The 20,998-nt window shown below is 39.9% G+C and carries 18 protein-coding genes and 1 riboswitch; of the genes, 15 read left to right on the plus strand and 3 right to left on the minus strand.

Features of this window, described 5'->3' with window-relative positions; all coding sequences use genetic code 11:
- Positions 1-113 precede the first annotated feature (113 nt).
- Entirely contained in the window at positions 114-812 is a 699-nt protein-coding gene (locus tag ACZ427_RS02395; protein ID WP_461178561.1) for a hypothetical protein, read from the plus strand.
- A 522-nt stretch (positions 813-1,334) separates the two neighbouring features.
- Here ACZ427_RS02395 and ACZ427_RS02400 read toward each other — a convergent pair.
- Entirely contained in the window at positions 1,335-2,504 is a 1,170-nt protein-coding gene (locus ACZ427_RS02400; protein ID WP_461180031.1) for an IS256 family transposase, read from the minus strand.
- Between the two features lie 799 nt (positions 2,505-3,303).
- Between ACZ427_RS02400 and ACZ427_RS02405 the strand changes: the two genes are divergently transcribed.
- From ACZ427_RS02405 to rraA, 3 genes are all read left to right on the plus strand, one after another.
- On the plus strand, positions 3,304-3,651 hold the full coding sequence (locus ACZ427_RS02405) for a hypothetical protein (protein ID WP_464883512.1): 348 nt from the start codon (positions 3,304-3,306) through the stop codon (positions 3,649-3,651).
- Positions 3,652-3,911: 260 nt separating this feature from the next.
- Entirely contained in the window at positions 3,912-4,598 is a 687-nt protein-coding gene (locus ACZ427_RS02410; protein ID WP_461178125.1) for a VC0807 family protein, read from the plus strand.
- A 266-nt stretch (positions 4,599-4,864) separates the two neighbouring features.
- Entirely contained in the window at positions 4,865-5,353 is a 489-nt protein-coding gene (rraA, locus tag ACZ427_RS02415) for a ribonuclease E activity regulator RraA (RefSeq protein WP_461178126.1), read from the plus strand.
- Positions 5,354-5,571: 218 nt separating this feature from the next.
- Here the strand turns inward: rraA and ACZ427_RS02420 are convergent, their stop codons facing one another.
- Both ACZ427_RS02420 and ACZ427_RS02425 read right to left on the minus strand, forming a co-directional pair.
- Entirely contained in the window at positions 5,572-6,765 is a 1,194-nt protein-coding gene (locus ACZ427_RS02420) for a chromate transporter (RefSeq protein ID WP_461178127.1), read from the minus strand.
- Positions 6,766-6,779: 14 nt separating this feature from the next.
- Positions 6,780-7,088: a PadR family transcriptional regulator gene (locus ACZ427_RS02425; protein WP_461178358.1), complete on the minus strand. Its 309-nt coding sequence runs from the start codon at positions 7,086-7,088 to the stop codon at positions 6,780-6,782.
- 710 nt (positions 7,089-7,798) lie between these two features.
- Here ACZ427_RS02425 and ACZ427_RS02430 point away from each other — a divergent pair.
- The 11 genes from ACZ427_RS02430 (at position 7,799) to ACZ427_RS02480 (ending at position 20,994) form a co-directional block, all read left to right on the plus strand.
- On the plus strand, positions 7,799-8,518 hold the full coding sequence (locus ACZ427_RS02430) for a YrrS family protein (protein WP_464883513.1): 720 nt from the start codon (positions 7,799-7,801) through the stop codon (positions 8,516-8,518).
- 681 nt (positions 8,519-9,199) lie between these two features.
- A complete protein-coding gene (locus ACZ427_RS02435; RefSeq protein ID WP_461178129.1) occupies positions 9,200-9,460 on the plus strand; it encodes a biotin/lipoyl-containing protein in 261 nt (86 codons plus the stop codon).
- 252 nt (positions 9,461-9,712) lie between these two features.
- Entirely contained in the window at positions 9,713-10,189 is a 477-nt protein-coding gene (locus ACZ427_RS02440; RefSeq protein WP_461178130.1) for an SRPBCC family protein, read from the plus strand.
- A 417-nt stretch (positions 10,190-10,606) separates the two neighbouring features.
- Positions 10,607-11,176, plus strand: coding sequence for a DUF4256 domain-containing protein (locus ACZ427_RS02445; protein ID WP_461178131.1), 570 nt, complete (start codon positions 10,607-10,609; stop codon positions 11,174-11,176).
- Positions 11,177-11,532: 356 nt separating this feature from the next.
- Positions 11,533-11,643, plus strand: a riboswitch (SAM riboswitch).
- Positions 11,644-11,797: 154 nt separating this feature from the next.
- A complete protein-coding gene (locus tag ACZ427_RS02450) occupies positions 11,798-12,862 on the plus strand; it encodes a M42 family metallopeptidase (RefSeq protein WP_461178132.1) in 1,065 nt (354 codons plus the stop codon).
- A 29-nt stretch (positions 12,863-12,891) separates the two neighbouring features.
- Positions 12,892-14,520 (plus strand): glutathione ABC transporter substrate-binding protein, encoded by a 1,629-nt coding sequence (locus tag ACZ427_RS02455; protein ID WP_461178133.1) that lies wholly within the window; start codon positions 12,892-12,894, stop codon positions 14,518-14,520.
- Between the two features lie 36 nt (positions 14,521-14,556).
- A complete protein-coding gene (locus ACZ427_RS02460) occupies positions 14,557-14,892 on the plus strand; it encodes a hypothetical protein (protein ID WP_461178134.1) in 336 nt (111 codons plus the stop codon).
- Between the two features lie 659 nt (positions 14,893-15,551).
- Complete coding sequence (locus ACZ427_RS02465) at positions 15,552-17,366, plus strand: sigma-54-dependent Fis family transcriptional regulator (RefSeq protein ID WP_461178135.1); 1,815 nt, start codon at positions 15,552-15,554, stop codon at positions 17,364-17,366.
- A 242-nt stretch (positions 17,367-17,608) separates the two neighbouring features.
- Positions 17,609-18,961 (plus strand): dihydrolipoyl dehydrogenase, encoded by a 1,353-nt coding sequence (gene lpdA / locus ACZ427_RS02470; protein WP_461178136.1) that lies wholly within the window; start codon positions 17,609-17,611, stop codon positions 18,959-18,961.
- 24 nt (positions 18,962-18,985) lie between these two features.
- On the plus strand, positions 18,986-19,933 hold the full coding sequence (locus tag ACZ427_RS02475) for a thiamine pyrophosphate-dependent dehydrogenase E1 component subunit alpha (RefSeq protein WP_461178137.1): 948 nt from the start codon (positions 18,986-18,988) through the stop codon (positions 19,931-19,933).
- 17 nt (positions 19,934-19,950) lie between these two features.
- The gene (locus tag ACZ427_RS02480; protein WP_461178138.1) at positions 19,951-20,994 is read left to right on the plus strand and encodes an alpha-ketoacid dehydrogenase subunit beta; all 1,044 of its coding nucleotides are present in this window, start codon (positions 19,951-19,953) and stop codon (positions 20,992-20,994) included.
- Positions 20,995-20,998: the final 4 nt, after the last annotated feature.

Genomic DNA, 20,998 nt, shown 5'->3' on the forward strand with positions numbered 1-20,998 from the left:
ACAGTCAATAAGAGTTCCTGGTTTATTAAATAAACGGGGGAAAAATGCGCATTTCCTTGCCTGATAGGGGCCATTTTGTTGAAAAGATTCTTGTTAAACAGGAGGAATAAAAAATGAAAAAAATACTCATACCAATGACGATCTTATTTACAACAGCATTACTGCTTATGGCGTGCAGTGATGATAATAATCAAAACGGAAACAGTGATGAAACAGATTCCTCAGCGAACGCCTCTGCCTCCCAATCTGAAACAAATGATGATACAGAAGAAAGCAGCCAGACAGACATGATAGGAGATAAATCAGAGTCAGCATCAGAGTCAGCATCAGAGTCAGAAGAACCTGAGACCGATGATTCTAACAAAACATCTTCAAAAGAGAAAGAAAACGAAGATTCAAATGAGCAATCTAAAAGCGAAGAGAGTAAAGCACTATCCGACTATTCTTCTAAAGAAATTGAATATGCCCGAGTTTGGTTACAGCTTGGAGAGAATCAAGATATAGATGAGTTGAACGTTGAAAATATTCCGGCCGGAGAACCACTCAATCCTGATGATGAAACGAGCGCCAGCTATCCAGAAGATGTTATCCAGTTAGCAGGTTCTCGCCTAATAGATGGATCCGTGACTTATAGCGGTAATGGAGATGGAACAATTAACGTATACAAGGTTCCTCTACGTTGGGATGGTGAATACCCTGCTGGTGAAGATTTCTATGAAGATATTATTGACAATACAAAACATGTGTCCATCGATCGAGGCAGTGATAAAGCGGTTATAGAATTAATTGAAATGCTACATATTCATCGTTAAGCTACGGGCGCTAAGAATAAGTATTAGCGATCAAACTGAACATAACGGCTATTTAGCGAAGTAGTCTATTAAATGAAAGGTTGAGTTCAGAGGGGGAGAAAGGTGAAGCGGCCAGGAAGCGTTAAATTGTTAGGCTTTTACGATGTGATTTTGGCAGTAGGTTCCATTTCAGGTGATGAGTGACGGAAGACAGAAGAAGGAGCTTCATTCGGTCACTCAAGCAGGTGATAAGTGACCGAACGCAGAAGAAGGAGCTTCATTCGGTCACTCAACCGGATGATGAGTGACGGAATACAGAAAAAGGAGCTTCATTCAGTCACTCAAGCAGGTAATAAGTGACTGAAGACAGAAAAAGATTCTTCATTCGGTCACTTAAGCAGGTGATGAGAGTCAAGTACCTTTTATTGTGTAAAATTCTATTTACAAGTTTACAACCACTTTATAGTATTTAGTTGAATTTGTTTTGGAAAGGAGGGGTACCCCTCCTTTCCAAAACAAATTTTCGCGCGCGATCAGGCCATGCTAGTCCCTTTTGAATATGGGTCTTTTCTTTTGCTCTTCTTCTTCATAATCCATTAATACAGCTCCAATCAGACGGAATGCTGATTGCGTATTAGGGAAGATACGTATCACTCTTTCCCTGCGTCTTACCTCTTGATTAAGTCGTTCGAGGGAATTTGTACTACGAATAAACTTTTGGTATTCTTGTGGTTCATTTAGATACTGAATGGCATCATCAAAACCATTCTCCAGGTTATCAATAACTTTATTCAGCTTAGAATTATCTTGGTAACGACTTACGAAATCATCTTTTCGTTTTCTTGCTTTCTCAGGTGTAGTTACATCAAAAATTTGTTTTAATTCTTCCTTTACATCATTCATGCTTTTCTTTGGCAGCTCATCAATAAGATTCTTCTTAAAATGAACGGTACAACGCTGCCATGAAGTTCCGATAAACACCTTCGGAATAGCTTTTTTTAGTCCGGAATGAGCATCTGAAATAACCAATTTTGGTGATTGTAAACCACGCGCGATGAGTTCACTTAAAAATTCATTCCAGGCTTCGTAGCTTTCTTCATGACTTACTTTTAAACCTAGTACTTCTCTTTTATTTCCTTCGTTAAGCCCAGTAGCAATATAAACCGCTTTAGATACCACTTTATGATGCTCACGAACTTTGATATACATAGCGTCTACGTATATATACCGATAGTATTCGGTGCCTAAAGAACGATTTGCCCATTCATTCACAATGGGATCCAGTTTCTCCGTGAGTGAGGATACAAAGGACTTAGAGACATATTCACCACACAATTGTTCCACAACATTTTTTACCTTTCGAGTGGACACACCGTTGACGACCATTTCAAGCATAGATAAAGCAAATGCCTGATCACAACGTCTATATTTTTCAAATGCAGTAGTTGAAAATTCCCCACTGCGAGTACGAGGTACATGTAACTTAACCTTTCCAATACTCAACATATAATCTCGATCATAGTAGCCATTCCGATAATCTTGACGTTCATCTGAACGTTCATAAGCACCGGCTTTTAAATACTCATCACGTTCTTTTTCCATGTACTCGTTCAAAACTAGAACAATAGTTGATTTAACAACGTTATCAATGTTCGAATTCATTAATGATTCTTTTAAAAAGTCCATATCTAGGTTAAACTGTAACTGGGTCATCATTAATTCCTCCTTGTTTTTCGTGGTTGTTAAACATTGTATCATAGGAATTAATGTGGCCCTTTTTCCTTTTTACACAATTATACGGACTTAATCGTGATGAGTGACGGAAGACAGAAAAAGATTCTTCATTCGGTCACTTAAGCAGGTGATGAGTGACGGAATACAGAAAAAGATTCTTCATTCGGTCACTCAAGCAGGTAATGAGTGACGGAAGACAGAAGAAGGAGCTTCATTCGGTCACTTAAGCAGGTGATAAGTGACCGAACGCAGAAGAAGGAGCTTCATTCGGTCACTCAACCGGATGATGAGTGACGGAAGACAGAAGAAGGAGCTTCATTCGGTCACTTAAGCAGGTGATGAGTGACGGAATACAGAAAAAGATTCTTCATTCGGTCACTCAAGCAGGTAATGAGTGACGGAAGACAGAAGAAGGAGCTTCATTCGGTCACTTAAGCAGGTGATAAGTGACCGAACGCAGAAGAAGGAGCTTCATTCGGTCACTCAACCGGATGATGAGTGACGGAAGACAGAAAAAGGAGCTTCATTCGGTCACTCAAGCAGGTGATAAGTGACCGAACGGAGAAGAAGGAGCTTCATTCGGTCACTCAACCGGATGATGAGTGACGGAAGACAGAAGAAGGAGCTTCATTCGGTCACTTAAGCGAGGGATGAGTGACCGAAGACAGAAGAAAGAGCTTCATTCAGTCACTCAAGCGAATGGTGAGTGACTGACGCAGAGGATGAGCCCTTCATTCGGTCACTCAAGCAGGTGATAAGTGACATTTGGATAGGCATTATGATGATCCATTCGAGTGGCGGAATTTTTATTGCGTACCCTGAAAGTTGGGCTTCCAGACTTCCCTTTGATAGTTGGGTTATTCCGGGTGTCCTTGCTATTATCATATTTGGATTGGGTAATATAGTAGCGGCTATCTTTACTTTGAAAAAAGGTCATAGCTCATGGGCAGTATCTGCTATTATGGGAGGGATCTTCTTTGTTAGCCTGATTTCTCAGGTCATTATTTTAGGTGAAACTTACCTAGCAACTGTAGCGTTTCTGGTTTTAAGCATCATTCAATTATGTCTGAGTGATTATGCCGGCTACTGCCTTTTTAAAATAAGTTGGGATACTTCTGAAATGTAGAACAAAAGTTTATTTAATAGAGTGTGAAATTACAAGAACGAATCATATACTTATTTCATCAACGGACGCGCCTATCGAATAAGTGCGTCCTTTATTATTTGCTAATTGAGATGATGTCAGACAGGCATTAATAAGCGCATGTCAGCTTAGATGATTTATAAGGTGTTTTGTCGCCTGAAATATCAAATAATTATTTATTTTCATTAGTGAAATAGGGTATAATGAGTTTGAAGAATGGGAAAAAACGAGGTTTTATTGTTATGGCGAAAAAACAAGGAACCGGTAAAAAACTGATTATATTGGATTTAATTTTTTATGCTGCATTACCTTATATTATATGGAAGTATGGCAGGGAACCTTTCGGAGATTATGCAGCAATGCTGATCTCAACAATTCCGGGATTTGCTTATACCATTTATCGTTTCTATTTGGAAAAGCAATTTAACATTGTAGGATTGTTTATCATTGGAACGCTAGTACTGGGAACTACGGTTGACCTGCTATCAGGGTCAGCAGAGCAGATGTTGTGGAATGGCGTATATTTAGGTTTGTTTTATGTAGTTATTCACTTTGTTGCTCTGATCATTAAGCGTCCTTTTGCCCTATACTTTGCTGTCGATTTTGTATATTTGCAAGGCCATGCGCGAAAGGATAGTAAAACACTATTTTTTCAAAAAGAAATTTTTAAATGGTTTCAATTCATTCAGGCTCTTTTCATTGTCAGGGGGCTTTTTATGGCAGGGTTAAAAGTATTCCTGCTGCAAAAGTATGGTGTTGATGGTTACGATGAAATGCTGATATACAGGCAGATTGCAGGCTGGTTTTTCGGAATTTTGATTACGGGTATGTTCATTTATACAAATGTTCCAATACAAAGATTTTTAGATAGACAGCGAGCGAAACTGCAAGACAGCAAAAATTCCACATCCAGTAATGAAGCTTTTTAAAGATGGGACGCAGGGACAGGTTCTTGTCCCAGAGTGGGAGGGTTCAAGTATGAAGAGGGAGTATGAGACTTCCTTACTGCATAAGTACGGGCTTTGGCTTTATCGTCATAAAAGCTAGGGCGTTTAGCCAAGTTTTCTAAAATGATAGGTAAGACTCATTCTCTTATTTTTTCGGAATTCACTCATGTTTTTATGCAATGAAAAGAAGCAAGTACCCTGCATTTCGGAGACTAAGAATCCAGGGTATAACATTAGGAGGGGTTGTTTTGTTAGACTTTAAAACTACAGATTTATGCGACGAACATTCAGATTCACTACAAATTAGCACGATTGCATTCCGTTCTTTTGGAAAAAAGACACGTTTTTCGGGGAAAATTGAAACCGTAAATGTGTATGAGGATAACGTGCTCATCGTGGAAGCACTTGAAAATGTACCAGAAGGCTCCGTCATCGTTGTAAACGGTGGTGGTTCTGATCGATGCGCACTTCTCGGCGATCGTTTAGCAGGCATTGCGCAATCAAGAAAGATATCAGGCATTATTATAAATGGTTATGTTAGAGACTCTATGGATCTTGCTAACATAGATGTTGGTGTTCTTGCATTAGGAACACATCCGCTAAAAAGTAAAAAAAATGGCACGGGCGAACGTAATAGCATTCTTCACTTCGGTGGAGTCGACTGGAGGCCAGAAGCATATGTTTACGCGGATGAGGACGGGGTTATTATTTCCGAACAACCTCTTTTAAAGGATTAGCCCAGGTGGGACGCAGGGACAGGTACCTTGTCCCAGAGGAGGAGGGTTCAAGATTGATCGATTAGACTCATGCTCTTATCTTTTATTTTCTCAGAATTCACTCATGTTCTTATGCAATAAAAAGAAGCAAGTACCCTTCATTCCAGGGGATTTGCTTCTCTTTGTGAGTAATCTCCTCTCTAAACCAAGGGGAGAAGTGGGACAATGAACCTGTCCCCCTATATATACGATATTAATAATCCTCCTATTGCACCTGTTAGCACAATAATCCATGGTGGAAGTTTCCAATAAACTAACATACTGAATAGAATTGCTGCCAATGCAAAATCGATTGCTTCATTGATGGAACTGGTCCAAATTGGATGGTAAAGTGCAGATATTAGGATACCTACAACGGAAGCATTTACCCCTATCAATGCACCCTTTATTTTCGGGTTACTACGTAAGGCATCCCAAAATGGTAAGGTTCCTAAAATAAGCAGAAATGCAGGAAGGAAGATTGCGAACGTTGCAAACAAACCACCTTGCCAGCCATTAATCACTGCCCCAATATATGCGGCAAACGTAAATAATGGACCGGGTACTGCTTGAGCTGCACCGTATCCAGCTAGAAACTCCTGTTCACTTAACCAACCTGCAGGAACAAATTCTTGTTCTAGCAATGGTAATACCACATGCCCTCCGCCAAATACAAGCGATCCGGAGCGATAAAAACTATCAAATAAAGCGACCCATTCTATGGATGTAAAGTTACGAAGTATGGGAAGAACTATCAGTAAGCCAAAGAACAAGGTTAGGCAAATATATCCGAAACGACGTGAAATAGGAAAATGTGAAACCGATTGTTCTTCCTGAGTGTTTTGCTGTCGATAAAGCAGAAAACCAATAACCCCTGCCAATAAGATGACACCAATCTGTGAATAAGCTGTCTGCCATAATAACGTAACGACCAGTGCAAACAAGGCAATCGTTTTTCTTTGAAGGTCAGGTGTTAACTTTTTGGCCATACCTAAGACTGCATGAGCAACCACGACAACAGCAACGACTTTTAACCCGTTAATCCATCCAGCCTCTTCTATTCCAAATGTATTTAGAAGGGAGACGAAAATAATAAGTGCGATTACGGAAGGGAGTGTGAAGCCTAGAAAAGATATAATTCCTCCTAATACACCTCCACGCATGACACCAATACCAATTCCCACCTGACTGCTAGCAGGTCCTGGTAAAAATTGACAAAGGGCTACTAAATCTGCATAACTTTTTTCATCCATCCACTTCCGTCTTCGGATATACTCTTCATGAAAGTACCCTAGATGGGCTATCGGTCCACCAAAAGATGTTAGTCCAAGTCTGGTAGAAACGATTAAGATTTCTAACCATGTTTTCAATTTATTGTCTTTCATTTTATTCATATTTAGACCACCCTTTAGTCTTTTATTTCTTTAAATAATTCATAGGCTTTTGCTCGGGCTTGATCAAGGATTTCTTCTCCCTTGCTGGTTGCTGTATAATACTTTCTGATTTTTCCTTCGACGTTTCGCTCTTCTTTTAATAAAAGCCCATCTGCTTCCATACTGTGAAGGATTGGATATAATGTGCCTGCACTGATTTCATATCCGTGTCCCTCCAGTTCTTCATGCATCCAGGCGCCATAGATAGGGTGTTCCTTTGCATGATGCAAAATGTGTATTTGGATAAACCCTAAGAAGAGCTTCCTTAAAATTCTGTCTTCCAGCTTAATCCACTCCTTTCTGTTATAGAAAACCAATATCGGAAATCGATATTGTGAATCGATATTAATTAAGTTACCATATTCTATTTTGCTATTCAATGACTTTAACTAAACAACAAAGATTTTTACATTCAATTAATAAAGGAAAATGGGACGCAGGGACAGGTTCCTTGTCCCAGAGGGTTAGGGTTCAAGATTGATCGATTAGACTCATGCTCTTATGCAATAAAAAGAAGCAACTACCCTGCATTCGGGGTATTTGCTTCTCTTTGTTCCAGTTTCTACTCGTGCATCTACATAATAAAAGGAAAAATCACCTCTCTAAACCAAGGGGAGAAGTGGGACGATGAACCTGTCCCCTCGTCCCCCGATTGTTTTAAAAATATTACCAGTTTATTAAATGTATTTAACAAGGGAAGGTATAGCTTAAGTTGTTTCCAAAAATGAGGTATGCTATATTCGTAACTTAAATCATTTAGAGGTATGAGATTCTATCTCGGCAAATAAGAGCGTAAAGTATAAAACCTTTCGATCAACATAAATGAAGACGGACGCTTATTGTCAGGCGTGGCGATAAGCTAAGTTTTCTAAGTTGCGCGGTAGAGTTTGAAATATATGTTATTTGGGGATGGACAGTTATAGGTCCTCGATGTATTTTTAATAAGCGTACCCGTAACTTGAAAGTCTTTGAGGGTTTTAGAAAGGAGATTCATATGAAATTTCGATCTACCATGCGCAAGAAGAGAAAAAAACAAAATATTGTTCTTAATTCCCTTATCGGTATTGTTATGGCTCTCATATTAATTGTTGGAGGCAGCATGATATTTAGTGGTAGCAATGCCGCAACGGAAAATCAGGACAGCGCCACTGATGAAGGTGAATCAAATGATCCGGATAGTAACATTGAAATCACTGAGGATGAAGATGCTGATCAAAAGTCTGAAACGGTAAGCGCTGATCAGGATGAGCGCGAAGCCCAACAAGATGAGCGTGAGGATCAGCAAGCTGAAGAATCGCGTGAAAATCAGCAAGAGCAAGAAAAACGCGAGGATCAAGAAGACCGTGACTCCCAGCAGAATGAGAACGAGAGTGACGATCAAAAGGGGCAAGAAGAAAATGAATCTCAGCAGGAAGAGAATGAAGCTAATTCAGACGAAATTGGTGAACCCATTGGCACTTCTCAGACGGGATCGCATACTTCCAGTTATGTAGAAGGTTCAGTAGACTGGAATGAAAAAGTAAAAGCTATTCAAATGGCGACAGGCCTGGATGATAGCATGATTCTCTGGCATCTGGGAAATGGTGGAGGTCCGCAAAAATCAGTCGGAAAAGTTAGTCCTGAAGGTGAACAAGGCTGGATGTATGTAGTAAATCTTCAGTGGGTTGATCAAGAGGGATGGAAAGTGACGAGTGTTAAAAAACAAAGCCGATAAAAGAAAAGGGTCTCTGGAATATCGTTTGTTTAAAAGAAATAGAAATAAAGTTAGGAGCCGTATCGTTTATGATACGGCTTATTTTCGTCCTATAATGGATAATCATATCAAAAATAGAATAATTTAATCTAAATTATATATTGTTTCGATTGATAAAAAGACTTATAATTGCAAATATACAGTAAATAAGAAATTGGAAGGTAATTGTTGACAAAGGTACAACTGCAATGGCCCTCCGAATGTTAGGGTAGAACGATTGTATTGAACGAAAAACATCCAGCATTACAAAATGGTTTAAAAAGTTAATTTAACCGAGAACGTTCACAACTTTGAATCAGAATGTAGGAACATGTTAAAAGGTTAGACCAATACGCTAGCACAGGGAATGCCATATGAAGCATTCTGAACAGCGTTTGCTTTAATTCAAAAAATGACCAGGTATTTCAGACTCACGGGTGAGATCATATTTTAATAGCGATTTAGTTAAGAATGGATGATTTACATGTATCTTGAAATTTACCTGTCTTTATCTACATGAAGAATTTTTAGATCTGCATGGTACAAGACAAAAAAGTTATAAACTGTTCGAAACTGGATGAAAGATTTATGGATAAACAGACAAATGATAAAATATTCTTACTTATGGGAATTTAATTTATTAATAAAGGGGATGAATCTAAGATGAAATATGAAGTATTCCCAAGACGCTGGGGTTACGGACAAATTATTACAAGCCCTGTTAAAGGAAGTGTGGAACGTATCATGGTCGAAGCAGGAGAAAGAGTTCGTGAACAGCAATTGTTAGTAATGATTCGAGTAGAACGGGGAAATGTAAAGCAAATTCTGGCTGGGGTAAGCGGAATAGTCGAGACACTAACGGTGAATGTTGGTGACAAAGTAGTCCATGGCGATGTTCTCTTTTTTATAAAGGAAGATTTATAAGTGGGACAAGGGGACAGGTACCTTGTCCCAGGGGGGATGATTGGGTCGCCTGTCCCCACTTGAGGCTGGAATTTTGCTTAAGCTCAGAATTTTTTTCACTGGAAGGGAAAATCCCGAGGGTAATGAACTCTATTTACATTCAGAATATATCATCTTTCTGCTTTTGCAATTATAATTTGTTTGGGCAACCAGAATAAATGGTGAATAGCAAGACTTCAAGAATATAAAATAAGGAGATAAGGAGGATGAAATATGAATGAATATGGAACACTACATGAGTCAAATGGTCGTTATGCTTTAAGATTTGAACGCTTTTTCCCTTATCGTCCAGAAGATGTTTTTCGGGTCATTACGAATCCCAGTTACTTTTCTCAATGGTATCCTTTCGCGACAGGTGAGATGGATCTCAAATCTGGTGGTAAGATTGCTTTCGATGACTGTGAAGGGTCGACATATGAAGGCATCATAACTGAATTTAAAAGCCCCCATACCTTTGCGTTTCGTGAAATTGATGATTTGCTACAAATTTCACTACTAGAAGATGATGAAGGAAGCCAAATGGTCTTCACCCATACTTTCGACGACAAGGAAATGGTAATGTATGTTGCTGCTGGATGGCACAGATGTCTGGATGCACTTGGCCAGATAGTCAACGGGCATCCAGTTGAATGGAAAGATAACGCAGCTGAGTTAAGGGAATTCTATAAGGAAGCATTTGATTCCAATTAATTTCGTATTATGGAAAAAAGCACCGATACTTACAGATGTAAGATAAGCATTCACTTTAATCAATTTTTTTCAAAACGAATGCTTTTAATTGGCCGTAAAACACGGGTTTGTAAGGTGTTTTAAATTAAACTTATTCAAAACCAACATGTGTTGTAAGTTTAAAATAAAGTCGTACCATTTTTAAAAAGATGCGAAGCTTTACCCCTTTGGATGTGTTTTGTGCAAAGGGGCTTTTTATGGTTAAAATAAAATGTGGTGGTATACGATAAATGATACCATTGGAGGAATGAATTTATTTAATCATATAATTTTTACTGTAAGCTGAAGGCACACAATTATTGAAACGATTTGTTATAAAACAAGTATTTATATATACTTAAACCATTATGAATAAAAACAATAAGGGGGAAAACGAACGTGACAGAGAGCAATAAAAAGGAATTGTCACCAGAACAACGTGAAGAATTACTCAGCACATTGAAAGCCCGTTTTGAGGAAAACATGAACCGCCATAAAGACCTTGATTGGGCTAAAGTCGAAGCAAAGCTGGATGCGAATACTGAAAAACTGTGGTCGCTCAATGAAATGGAAAGAACTGACGGTGAACCGGATGTTATTGGTCATGATAAAAGTGAGGATGAATACGTTTTTTATGATTGTTCAGCGGAAAGTCCTAAAGGCCGCAGAAGTGTTTGTTACGACCGTGAAGGGCTGGAAGCAAGGAAAAAACATAAACCAGAAAATACCGCGATTGATATGGCAACTGCCATGGGCATTGAACTTTTAACGGAAGAACAATATCGAGCCTTGCAGAAACTTGGAAATTTCGATATGAAAACGTCGAGTTGGGTGCAGACCCCTTCTGATATTAGAGAACTCGGTGGAGCCCTTTTTTGTGATTATCGCTACGGACACGTCTTCGTGTATCACAACGGTGCCTCCTCTTACTATGGCGCCAGAGGATTCCGCGGCTCATTAAGAGTCTAGGGGGACGCGGGGACAGGTCCCTCGTCCCAGGGTGGGCCTTTTTTGGTAGTTAAGAGTATAAAACTTCCTTACTGCATAAGTGCGGGCTAATGTTTACGCCATAAAGGCTTGGCGAAAATCCAAGTTTTCTAAAATATGGATTTCTTGATTGCTCATACTTATTTCTCGATAGATTCTCTTTTCATTCATTTTTTTCAAGGTCATACTCGCGCGTATGAAAAAATAATAAGATGTAATCTTCTTTCACTCTAGACCAACGAATGAAAAATGGGACAATGAACCTGTCCCTGCGTCCCAGCAAGATTTGACAATATTTAGGAAAGCGTGTATTCTCTATAATATTAATAATACTTTTTCTCTTATCGTGAGCGGTGGAGGGGCCGGCCCTGTGAATCCGCGGCAACCTTCGAACATTTTCGTTTGAAAGGTGCCAATTCCTGCAAAGTACATGCTTTGACAGATGAGAGAACATGAAGGCTACTGTGAATGTATATGTACGTCTTTCTGTTCTCTTACAGAAAGGCGTTTTTCTTATTTTTAACGGGAGGAGTGACCGATTAATTCAGCTAAAGGGGCGACATTCCAGTGGGAAGCACTACATACGAACAAGGAGTTTTTTGAATGGATGAGTTATTAAAACAGTTAAGTCAATTAAATGGACCGTGTGGTTATGAACAAAATGTAACTTATTTCATCGAGGATTATGTGAAAGGAAAGGCGAATCATGTTCAGGTAGATGCAATAGGAAATGTCATTGCAAGAAAAAAAGGGACAAAGCCTGGGCCTGTGACCTTACTGACAGCGCATATGGATGAAATTGGATTTATTGTAAAAAAGATAGAAGCTAATGGGTTGCTTCGTTTCGAGAAACTTGGCGGGCACGATGATCGCATTTTGCTTGCACAGCAGGTAAAAGTTCTTGGCGCCAACAAAGAAATAGATGGGGTTATCGGGACGCTTTCTGCTCATTATGTGAAATTTGACGACCCTAACAAGGTTCGCCCCCATTCTCAGCTTTACATTGATATTGGTGTTCGCTCAAAACAAGAAGCCATTGAGTTGGGGATTGAGATTGGGACACCTATTACATGGGCTACAAAGAGCAAGCTGATTGGTAATGAGGACAATCAAATGATGGTGGGAAAAGCGCTTGATGATCGTGCAGGCTGTTCGATTCTTCTTACGGTGTTAAATGAAATTCAGGATCAGGAATTTGCAGGAGAACTTGTTTTCTTATTTACGGTCCAAGAAGAAGTAGGATTAAGAGGGGCAGAGACAGCAATGAAACGATTGGAAGACGTAGATGCTGCCATTGCTATCGATACGACGGCAGTGAGTGATACCCCTGAGGAAACGATGGACCAGAGCTTACAGTTAGGTGCTGGAACAGGGATTAAGGTCATGGACTTTAGCTTAATTGTTCAGAAAACAATGAAAGATATATTGAAAAAGACAGCAGAAGAAGCAAACATCGTCTATCAATTAGAGGTTTTCCCAGGGATTGGTACGGATGGCGGTGCTGTCGCTTTAGCTAATCAAGGCATCCCTACCGGCGTTCTATCCATCCCTTCCCGTTATGCACACTCACCTGTTGAGGTTGTTAGTATGGCGGATGTGGAAGCAACAAAGGAGCTGATAAAGGCATTTATTTTAGATTTGGATGACAACACAATTTTCACTTTTTAAAAATACATACAATAAGGGGAAAGACTATCATGAAAACATTTGAAAAAACATTTTCAGCATTCATTTTTACATTGCTGCTAGGCGCTTTTCTGACTGCATGTGCGAGTGAGCCTGGTGAGAATGCAGATTCTTCTAATGGGGGAAGTGGCGAAACACAAGGGGAAGCGGCAAATGAAGATGGAGAGAAAGGCGGCGATTTAGTTATTGCGACACAATCCGATGCTGTCTCCTTGGACCCTCCCGCTTCGAATGATACGCCATCCGCGGATGTGTTAATCAATATTTTCGAAACATTGGTAACACAGGATGAGAATATGGAGCTGCAGCCCGGTCTTGCGACAAGCTGGGAGCAGGTCGATGACACAACATGGGAGTTTGAACTTCGTGAAGGGGTGACATTCCACGACGAATCAGCCTTCGACGCAGAAGTGGTAAAAGCAAATATCGATCGTATCCTTGATCCGGAACTTGGCTCTCCAGTTGCATTCATGTATGACATGATCACAAATGTGGAGGTAGTCGATGCGTATACCGTACGAATGGAAACGGAATTTCCTTTCGCACCGCTTCCCGCACATCTTGCACATCCAGGTGGGCAAATGGTCTCCAAGGAACAAATTGAAGCAGATTATGCTGCGATGGAAAACGGGGACGAACCAGGAAGTGTGATTAATGAAAACCCACAAGGTACGGGGCCATTTACATTTGAAAACTGGGAACCCGGTCAATCGATTAAATTAGTCAGAAATGAAGATTACTGGGGAGAAAATGCTTTACTAGATTCCGTCACATTTAAGGTGGTACCGGAAGACTTAACACGGATTGCTGAGCTCAGATCAGGCGATTCCCACATTACAAATCCGCTGAGTCCATCTGATGTTGCGCAAATCGAGAGCACGGATGGTGTGTCTGTACAGCGGCAGGAAAGCTCTTCTTTATCCTATATCGGATTTAATACAGAAAAAGAGCCATTCGATGATAAACGTGTACGCCAGGCAATTTCGATGGCAATTGATAAAGAACAAATCATTGAAGGGATTTACGATGGGGTAGGAATTCCAGCGAAAGGTCCACTGGCGCCAGGGATATTTGGTTATGATGAAGATTTATCTGGGCTGGAATATAATGTAGAAGAAGCAAAGGAGTTATTAGCCGAAGCTGGGTATGAAGATGGCTTCTCCACAACCATTTGGACGAATGATGACAGGCAGCGTATTGATACAGCGACCAATGTACAAGCACAGCTTGCCGAAATTGGAATTGATGTAGAGGTCGAGACGCTTGAATGGGGCGCCATGCTGGATAAGACGGCCAATGGGGAACATGAAATGACTGTATTCGGATGGACCACCGTGACTGGTGATGCTGATAATGGCTTGTACCCATTATTCCATTCCGACAATCATGGTACTGCAGGTAACCGGACCTTTATTGCAGATGAGGAGCTGGATACGTATTTGGAGGACGCACGTCAAACTGCAGATTCCGATGAACGATTGGAATTATATAGCCAGGCACAGGAAAGATTAGTCGAACTTGCGCCAAAGGTTTACATCCATCACCAGGAATATCTGGTCGGTGTACGGGATGAAGTAAAAGGACTCTCGCAGCTCCCAACACAATTGCTTGAGCTGAAAGATGTTTATATTGAGGAGTAGCGGGGGACACAGGGACAGGTTCATTGTCCCATTTATTTGATTCGGTTGATGCTCACTGGCGTGAAGGCGAAGTTAATCGAGATACGGGCGATACTCACAGGTATGAGGTCGAAGTTACATGAGATACGGGGGATGCTCACTTCTATGAAGTCGAAGTTAAGCGAGATTCAGTCGATGCTGGTTTCCATGAAGGCGAAGTTATGCAAGATTCGGTTGATGCTGTCAGTGGGGACTGGTTTCCGCATCGAATATGCTAAAGACACCCAATTTAAACAACGTATTGCTCATGGAATGCTTGTATTTTCCGTTACTACTGGTCTATTAAAAATTGAACCAGGTATGGTGGTGGCATTTTATGGTATGGATAAGTAGAGGTTTACTGATGATAAAGATAGATAATGTAATTGATAAAAACTTATAATAGATATCGCCATAATAAGTAAGGTAAGGGGGGACATTAGTTTTGTCCCTTTTCATCTTGTAGACCAGGACCCTCTTGAGTCAGTTTCTGTAAATGAGATATTTTCTAAGTTTACCCGAAAATAAAGATTGACTTCAAACAAAAATAGGCATCAAAAAGTTCCAATAATAAAAGGACTTTTTGATGCCTAATTTATGAGCTTACGCAAACTAAAGAACCTTCCGCCACCTTCTATGAAGAAAGCGATAGAGAGGAGAAAATCTATGTGCTATCCGCATGTTGAGTGGGGAAGGTCCTGGCTTGTGTGTTGAGAGAAACGTAGTCAGTAATGGGATGCCTCCTCGGTTTTGTATCGCTACCATGGTCTGGTTATCTCCAGGGTGGAAAACCTGAAGAATTAGATGGAGAGCGAGTGTCCTTTCCTCCTTTTCATCCTCCATACCATCTTCATTCATCGCTTCAGTAACGGGACGATGGACCTGTCCCTATGTCCCCCTTGTATCTTTGAATCGAATATTGTATATTTTATTTATATAGTCGTATAATTCTAATAATTTATAGTGTAAAAATATAACTGCTGCTTTTAAAAGCTTTTAAAGGAGGTAAAATAATGCCGAAAACTGTTGCCTCAAAACAAATATGGGAGCGCTTTCTTAGGAATGAAACAACATCATTACAAAAAACAGGATTGTCTAATGATATTATTGAATCCTGGAATTTTTGTAGACAACAACAGGTTAATCCATATAGCGGGGTACCAGGACAAGTTTTAGATTTACAATTATTTAAACAAAAGAAACAAGAGAATCAGCTACTGTTAGATTTGGCTAAGCCTCATGTTAAACAATTGCAGGATTTTCTAAAAGGTTGGCGCTATATAGTGGCGATAACAGATCGTGATGGTTATATTCTGCAACAAGAAGGGGAGAAAACAGTTAAAGATGCGGCTTATAAAATCTTTTTTAAAGAAGGTTCGAAATGGAATGAGAGTGAAGTTGGAACCAATGCAATAGGCCTTGCATTACGATTAAAAAAACCAATATCCATTAAAGAGTATGAACATTTTTCTGTAGCTTCTCAGGCATGGAACTGTACCGCTGCTCCTATTTTTGACCAAAATGATGATGTAATAGGTGCACTTAACATCTCAAGTCTATACCGATCAATTAATTATGATTATGTTTTAGCTTCTGTCAAATTAGCAGCTGATTTCATTTCATTAGAATGGAAGAATAAACAGCAAAAAGACATGGAAGTTCTTATGCGAACGGGATTCGGCGCTGAACGCAATTGTATTGTAAGTTCCTCAAACGATGTTATTTGTTCATTGCCTATGGAATTACTTCCTGATTATAAGGATTATATCGGGTTTTCTTTGACAACATTGAGCAATGAAACAGATATTCACCTATCCGATCAACGTGTTCCCATTTTTAATGAAAATCGGGTTGTTGGTTATCGGATACCAGTTCAAGTATCAGAAAACGACGCTTCTTTCTTCGTTTTTAAAGGCTTAGAAGGCGAAAGTGAGAAGTTTCAAGGAGTATTGGAAAAAGCCAGGAAAGTAGCTGTTAAAGATACACCCGTTTATATCTATGGAGAAACTGGTACCGGTAAAGATTTGCTTGCACAAGCCATCCACGATAATAGCAAGCGTTCCAATGGCCCTTTTTTGACGATAAATTGTGGTGCCGTTCCGGAAGGGTTATTAGAGAGTGAATTGTTTGGTTATGAATCCGGGTCTTTCACCGGCGCAAATAATAAAGGTCACAAGGGGAAATTACAACAAGCAGATGGTGGTACATTATTTCTTGATGAAATCGAAGAAATGCCCCTATCTATGCAGGTTGCATTATTACGAGCACTGCAGCAAAAAGAAATAACCCGTATAGGCGGAACGCAATTAATTCGTCTAAATCTGAGAATCATTGCAGCATCAAATAAGGACATTAGGCAGTTGGTAAAACAAGGGAGTTTTAGAGAGGATCTATTTTATCGAATCTATGTTTTTCCAATTCAAGTCCCTCCATTAAAAGAGAGAAAAGAAGATATCGTACACTTTATAAGAGATTATTTTCGGAGGAAACAATGGCTCCCGACCTGGCGCTTTCGATTGGAAAAGATTTTCATGCAGGGGGAGTGGAGTGGCAATGTTCGTGAGTTATATAATGCATTGGAACGATGTGAAATACTCTATTCAGATAAAATACCTGGGGATAGAGATTTAATTCAGCTTGTATCATCACTGGAACCTTTTCAAATGGAAGCTGACAACATGGAATCCTATGACTTCAAAACACAGCTGGAAGTAAATAATATAAAAAAAGCACTGACTAAATATAACGGGAGGGTATCTGACGCCGCAGAAGGGCTGGGGATGTCTAAGGCCACTTTATATAGGAAGTTAAAAAAATATAATCTTTAAAAAACACCAATCAATAGGCGATGAGAAAAAATGAGACAATTTAATAAAACTGTCTCATTTTTTTTACTGTAAATGGCGAATTAGCTGAAAGCGTTGTCATGTTAAGGGGCTATATTTTGGCATGATCTTTGCAATGTAATTAATGATACGTAGAAAAAGGAGGGTTATCATTTGAACGGCTAATAGCGTAAAGCAAGTGTTATCAATAGAAAACCGCCTTCTGTTAGAAAGGGGATGATTGATTGGAAAATTTTGATGTAGTAGTAATTGGTGCAGGTCCGGGTGGATATGTTGCTGCTATTCGGGCTGCACAATTAGGGAAAAGCGTAGCAATTGTGGAAAAGAATAAGCTTGGTGGCACATGCCTGAATGTTGGGTGTATTCCTTCAAAGGCACTACTGAACCAAAGTGAATTAGTAGAAAAAATGAATCAAGCCGATGCCTGGGGAATTAAAACAGGAGAAATTTCTATCGATTTTTCCAGGTTAATGAAACGAAAAGATCAAGCGGTTCAAACGTTAACTGGAGGAGTCGCCAATTTATTAAAGAAAAACAATATTACACATTATCAAGGCGAAGCGAAAATTGAGGAAGATTTAACGGTTCACATTGGTGAAGAGAAAATTATAGGAAAAGATATTTTGCTGGCTACCGGAAGTAAACCTTTTGTGCCGCCGATTAAAGGATTGGATAAAGTTGATTATGTAACAACAGATACATTTTTTAACTTAAAGGAATTACCGAAGTCATTGGTGATTATAGGGGGTGGTGTTATTGCTGTAGAATTAGCTTCAGCTATGGCCTCATTTGGGACAAAGGTAACGATCGTTGAAGTGGCTGCTGATATTCTATTAACCGAAGAGCGTGATGTACGAAAGTCTCTAAAAAAGAAATTGCTCGAACAAAATATTCAAATCGTGACCAAGGCAGATATTAAGATGGTCAAAAAAGACACAATCGTATTATCAGATCAGGAAATTTCGTTTGATACATTGTTAGTTGCTGCTGGCAGAAGGTCGAATATAGAGCTGGCAGAGGAATTGGGGTTAAAAATAAATGACACAAACAAATCTGTCGTTGTCAATGAATATTATGAAACGAGCAAAAAACATGTTTATGCTACAGGCGATTTGATTGGCAATTATCAATTGGCTCATGCTGCTAGCGCAGAAGGGATTGTAGCAGTACATGCCATGACTGGTGACTTTAGTAAAAGCCTTAATCAGGAGGAAATCCCACGGTGTATTTACACAAATCCTGAAGTTGCCTCTTTTGGGTTGAGCGAAGAACAAGCCAAAGAAGCTGGTTATGACGTGCGAGTAACAAAGTCCACTATTAGTGCAAACAGTAAAGCTATTACGATGGGCGAAACGGAAGGTTTTCTCAAAATCATTTCTGAGGATAAATACCAGGAAATATTAGGTGCTTTTATAGTTGGGCCTAATGCAACGGAATTAATCGGAGAAATTTTAGCTGTGAAGCAATCGGAAGGGACGGTTAATGAATTGTCCAATGTCATTCAGCCACACCCTTCTATATCAGAAGTGATTGGCGAAGGTGCTAATGCTCTGCTCCAGCGGGCTATTCATATGTAAACAATATACAAGGAGGTTTCAGTAATGAAGATAAAAGAAGCCATTTGGATTTATCAGAAAATGAATGAAATCAGATTTTTTGAAAATGAAGTGAGACGTATCTTTGGAAAAGGTGAAATACCAGGTTTCGTTCATTTATATGCAGGGGAAGAAGCGGTTGCGACCGGTGTGATGTCCCAACTTGATGAGGATGACTATATAACGAGTACGCATCGGGGGCATGGACATGCCATTGCCAAGGGATGTGATATTAATCGAATGATGGCTGAAATTATGGGGAAAAAAGACGGGCTTGGTGGAGGCAAAGGTGGTTCCATGCACGTTGCAGATATCGATAAAGGAATGCTCGGTGCCAACGGAATTGTAGGGGGCGGTTTTGGACTCGCTGCCGGTGCTGGCATTTCCATTCGAAACTTAGGTAAAGAAAATGTGGCTGTTTCCTTCTTTGGGGATGGGGCTGCAAATGAGGGTAATTTTCATGAAGTGCTCAATCTTGCTTCCATTTTGAATTTGCCGGTTATTTTCGTCTGTGAAAACAACCAATTTGGTGAAGGTACAGCTCACACATATGCAAGTGCTTCCGAAACAATTGCTGAAAGAGCATCAGCTTATAACATGCCTGGAGAAAGAGTGGATGGTCAAGATGTTGAGGCTGTTTACAATACAATTAAAAAGGCGATTAAACGGGCAAAAGCGGGTGATGGTCCATCTTTAGTTGAATGCGATACGTATCGTAATTATGGGCATTTTGAAGGGGATGAACAAAAATATAAATCACCGGATGACCGTAATGCCGATCGTGATCCAATTATTGAATTCCGTAAAAAAGCCATCGATAATAAATGGCTTACCGATGAGGAAGCTGACAGAATGGAATTCGAAGCAGAGAAGAAAATAGAGGAAGCTGTGAAATTTGCTGAAAGCAGTCCGCAGCCGGATGAAGAGGCATTATATAAAGATGTGTTTGCATAAAAAAAGGAGGTATCATAATGGCTGACAATAGAACGATTTCATATATGAATGCAATTAATGAAGGAATGGATCTGGCGTTAGACAATGATGAACGTGTTTTTTTGATTGGCACTGACGTTGCTGGAGGGGCGGAAGTAGATCATTTGGAGAACGATGAATCTTTTGGCGGTGTGTTTGGCCTGACAAAAGGTTTTGCAGCAAAATATGGACGGAAGCGGATAATCGATACACCGATAGCGGAACATGGTTATATGAGCGCTGCAGTGGGAGCAGCTGCTACGGGATTACGGCCGATTTCAGAATTGATGTTTAATGATTTCATCGGATTTGCCTTGGATCCAATTTTAAATCAAGGCGCAAAAATGCGTTACATGTTTGGCGGAAAAGCAAAAATACCTTTAACCGTACGGACAGTACACGGTGCGGGTGCAGGTGCAGCAGCTCAACATTCGCAAACTTTATACGGCATGTTTGGTTCGATTCCTGGCGTGAAGGTTGTAGTCCCTTCAAACCCTTATGATGCAAAGGGATTAATGCTTGCAGCAATTGAAGAAGATAATTTGGTTGTCTTTTCAGAAGACAAAACGCTCTATGGTATAAAAGGTGAAGTTCCGGAAGAATATTACACGGTTGAAATTGGAAAAGCCAGCGTGACAAAGGAAGGAGAAGATCTCACTATTGTTGCGATTGGTAAGATGGTTCAGGTAGCAATGGAAGTCGCTGAGCAGTTAAATGAATCCAATGTTTCTGTTGAGGTTATTGATTTAAGAACAATTTCCCCATGGGATGAGGAGACCGTTCTGAAATCTGTTAAGAAAACAGGTCGTTTGATTGTTGTAGATGAATCCAATCCACATAATAATACTGCAACGGATGTCGCCTCGGTAATGAGCGATAGGGCTTTTGATTATTTAGACGGCCCAATAAAAACTGTATGTGCACCAAATACACCTGTACCATTTGCGACAAATCTTGAGCAGGCCTATATTCCTAGTGCGAATAAGGTATTAACTGTTGCCAAAGAGTTGATTACAGATTTAAAAGAGGTCAAATCATCATAGGGAG

The organism is Virgibacillus ainsalahensis (genome assembly GCF_055380755.1).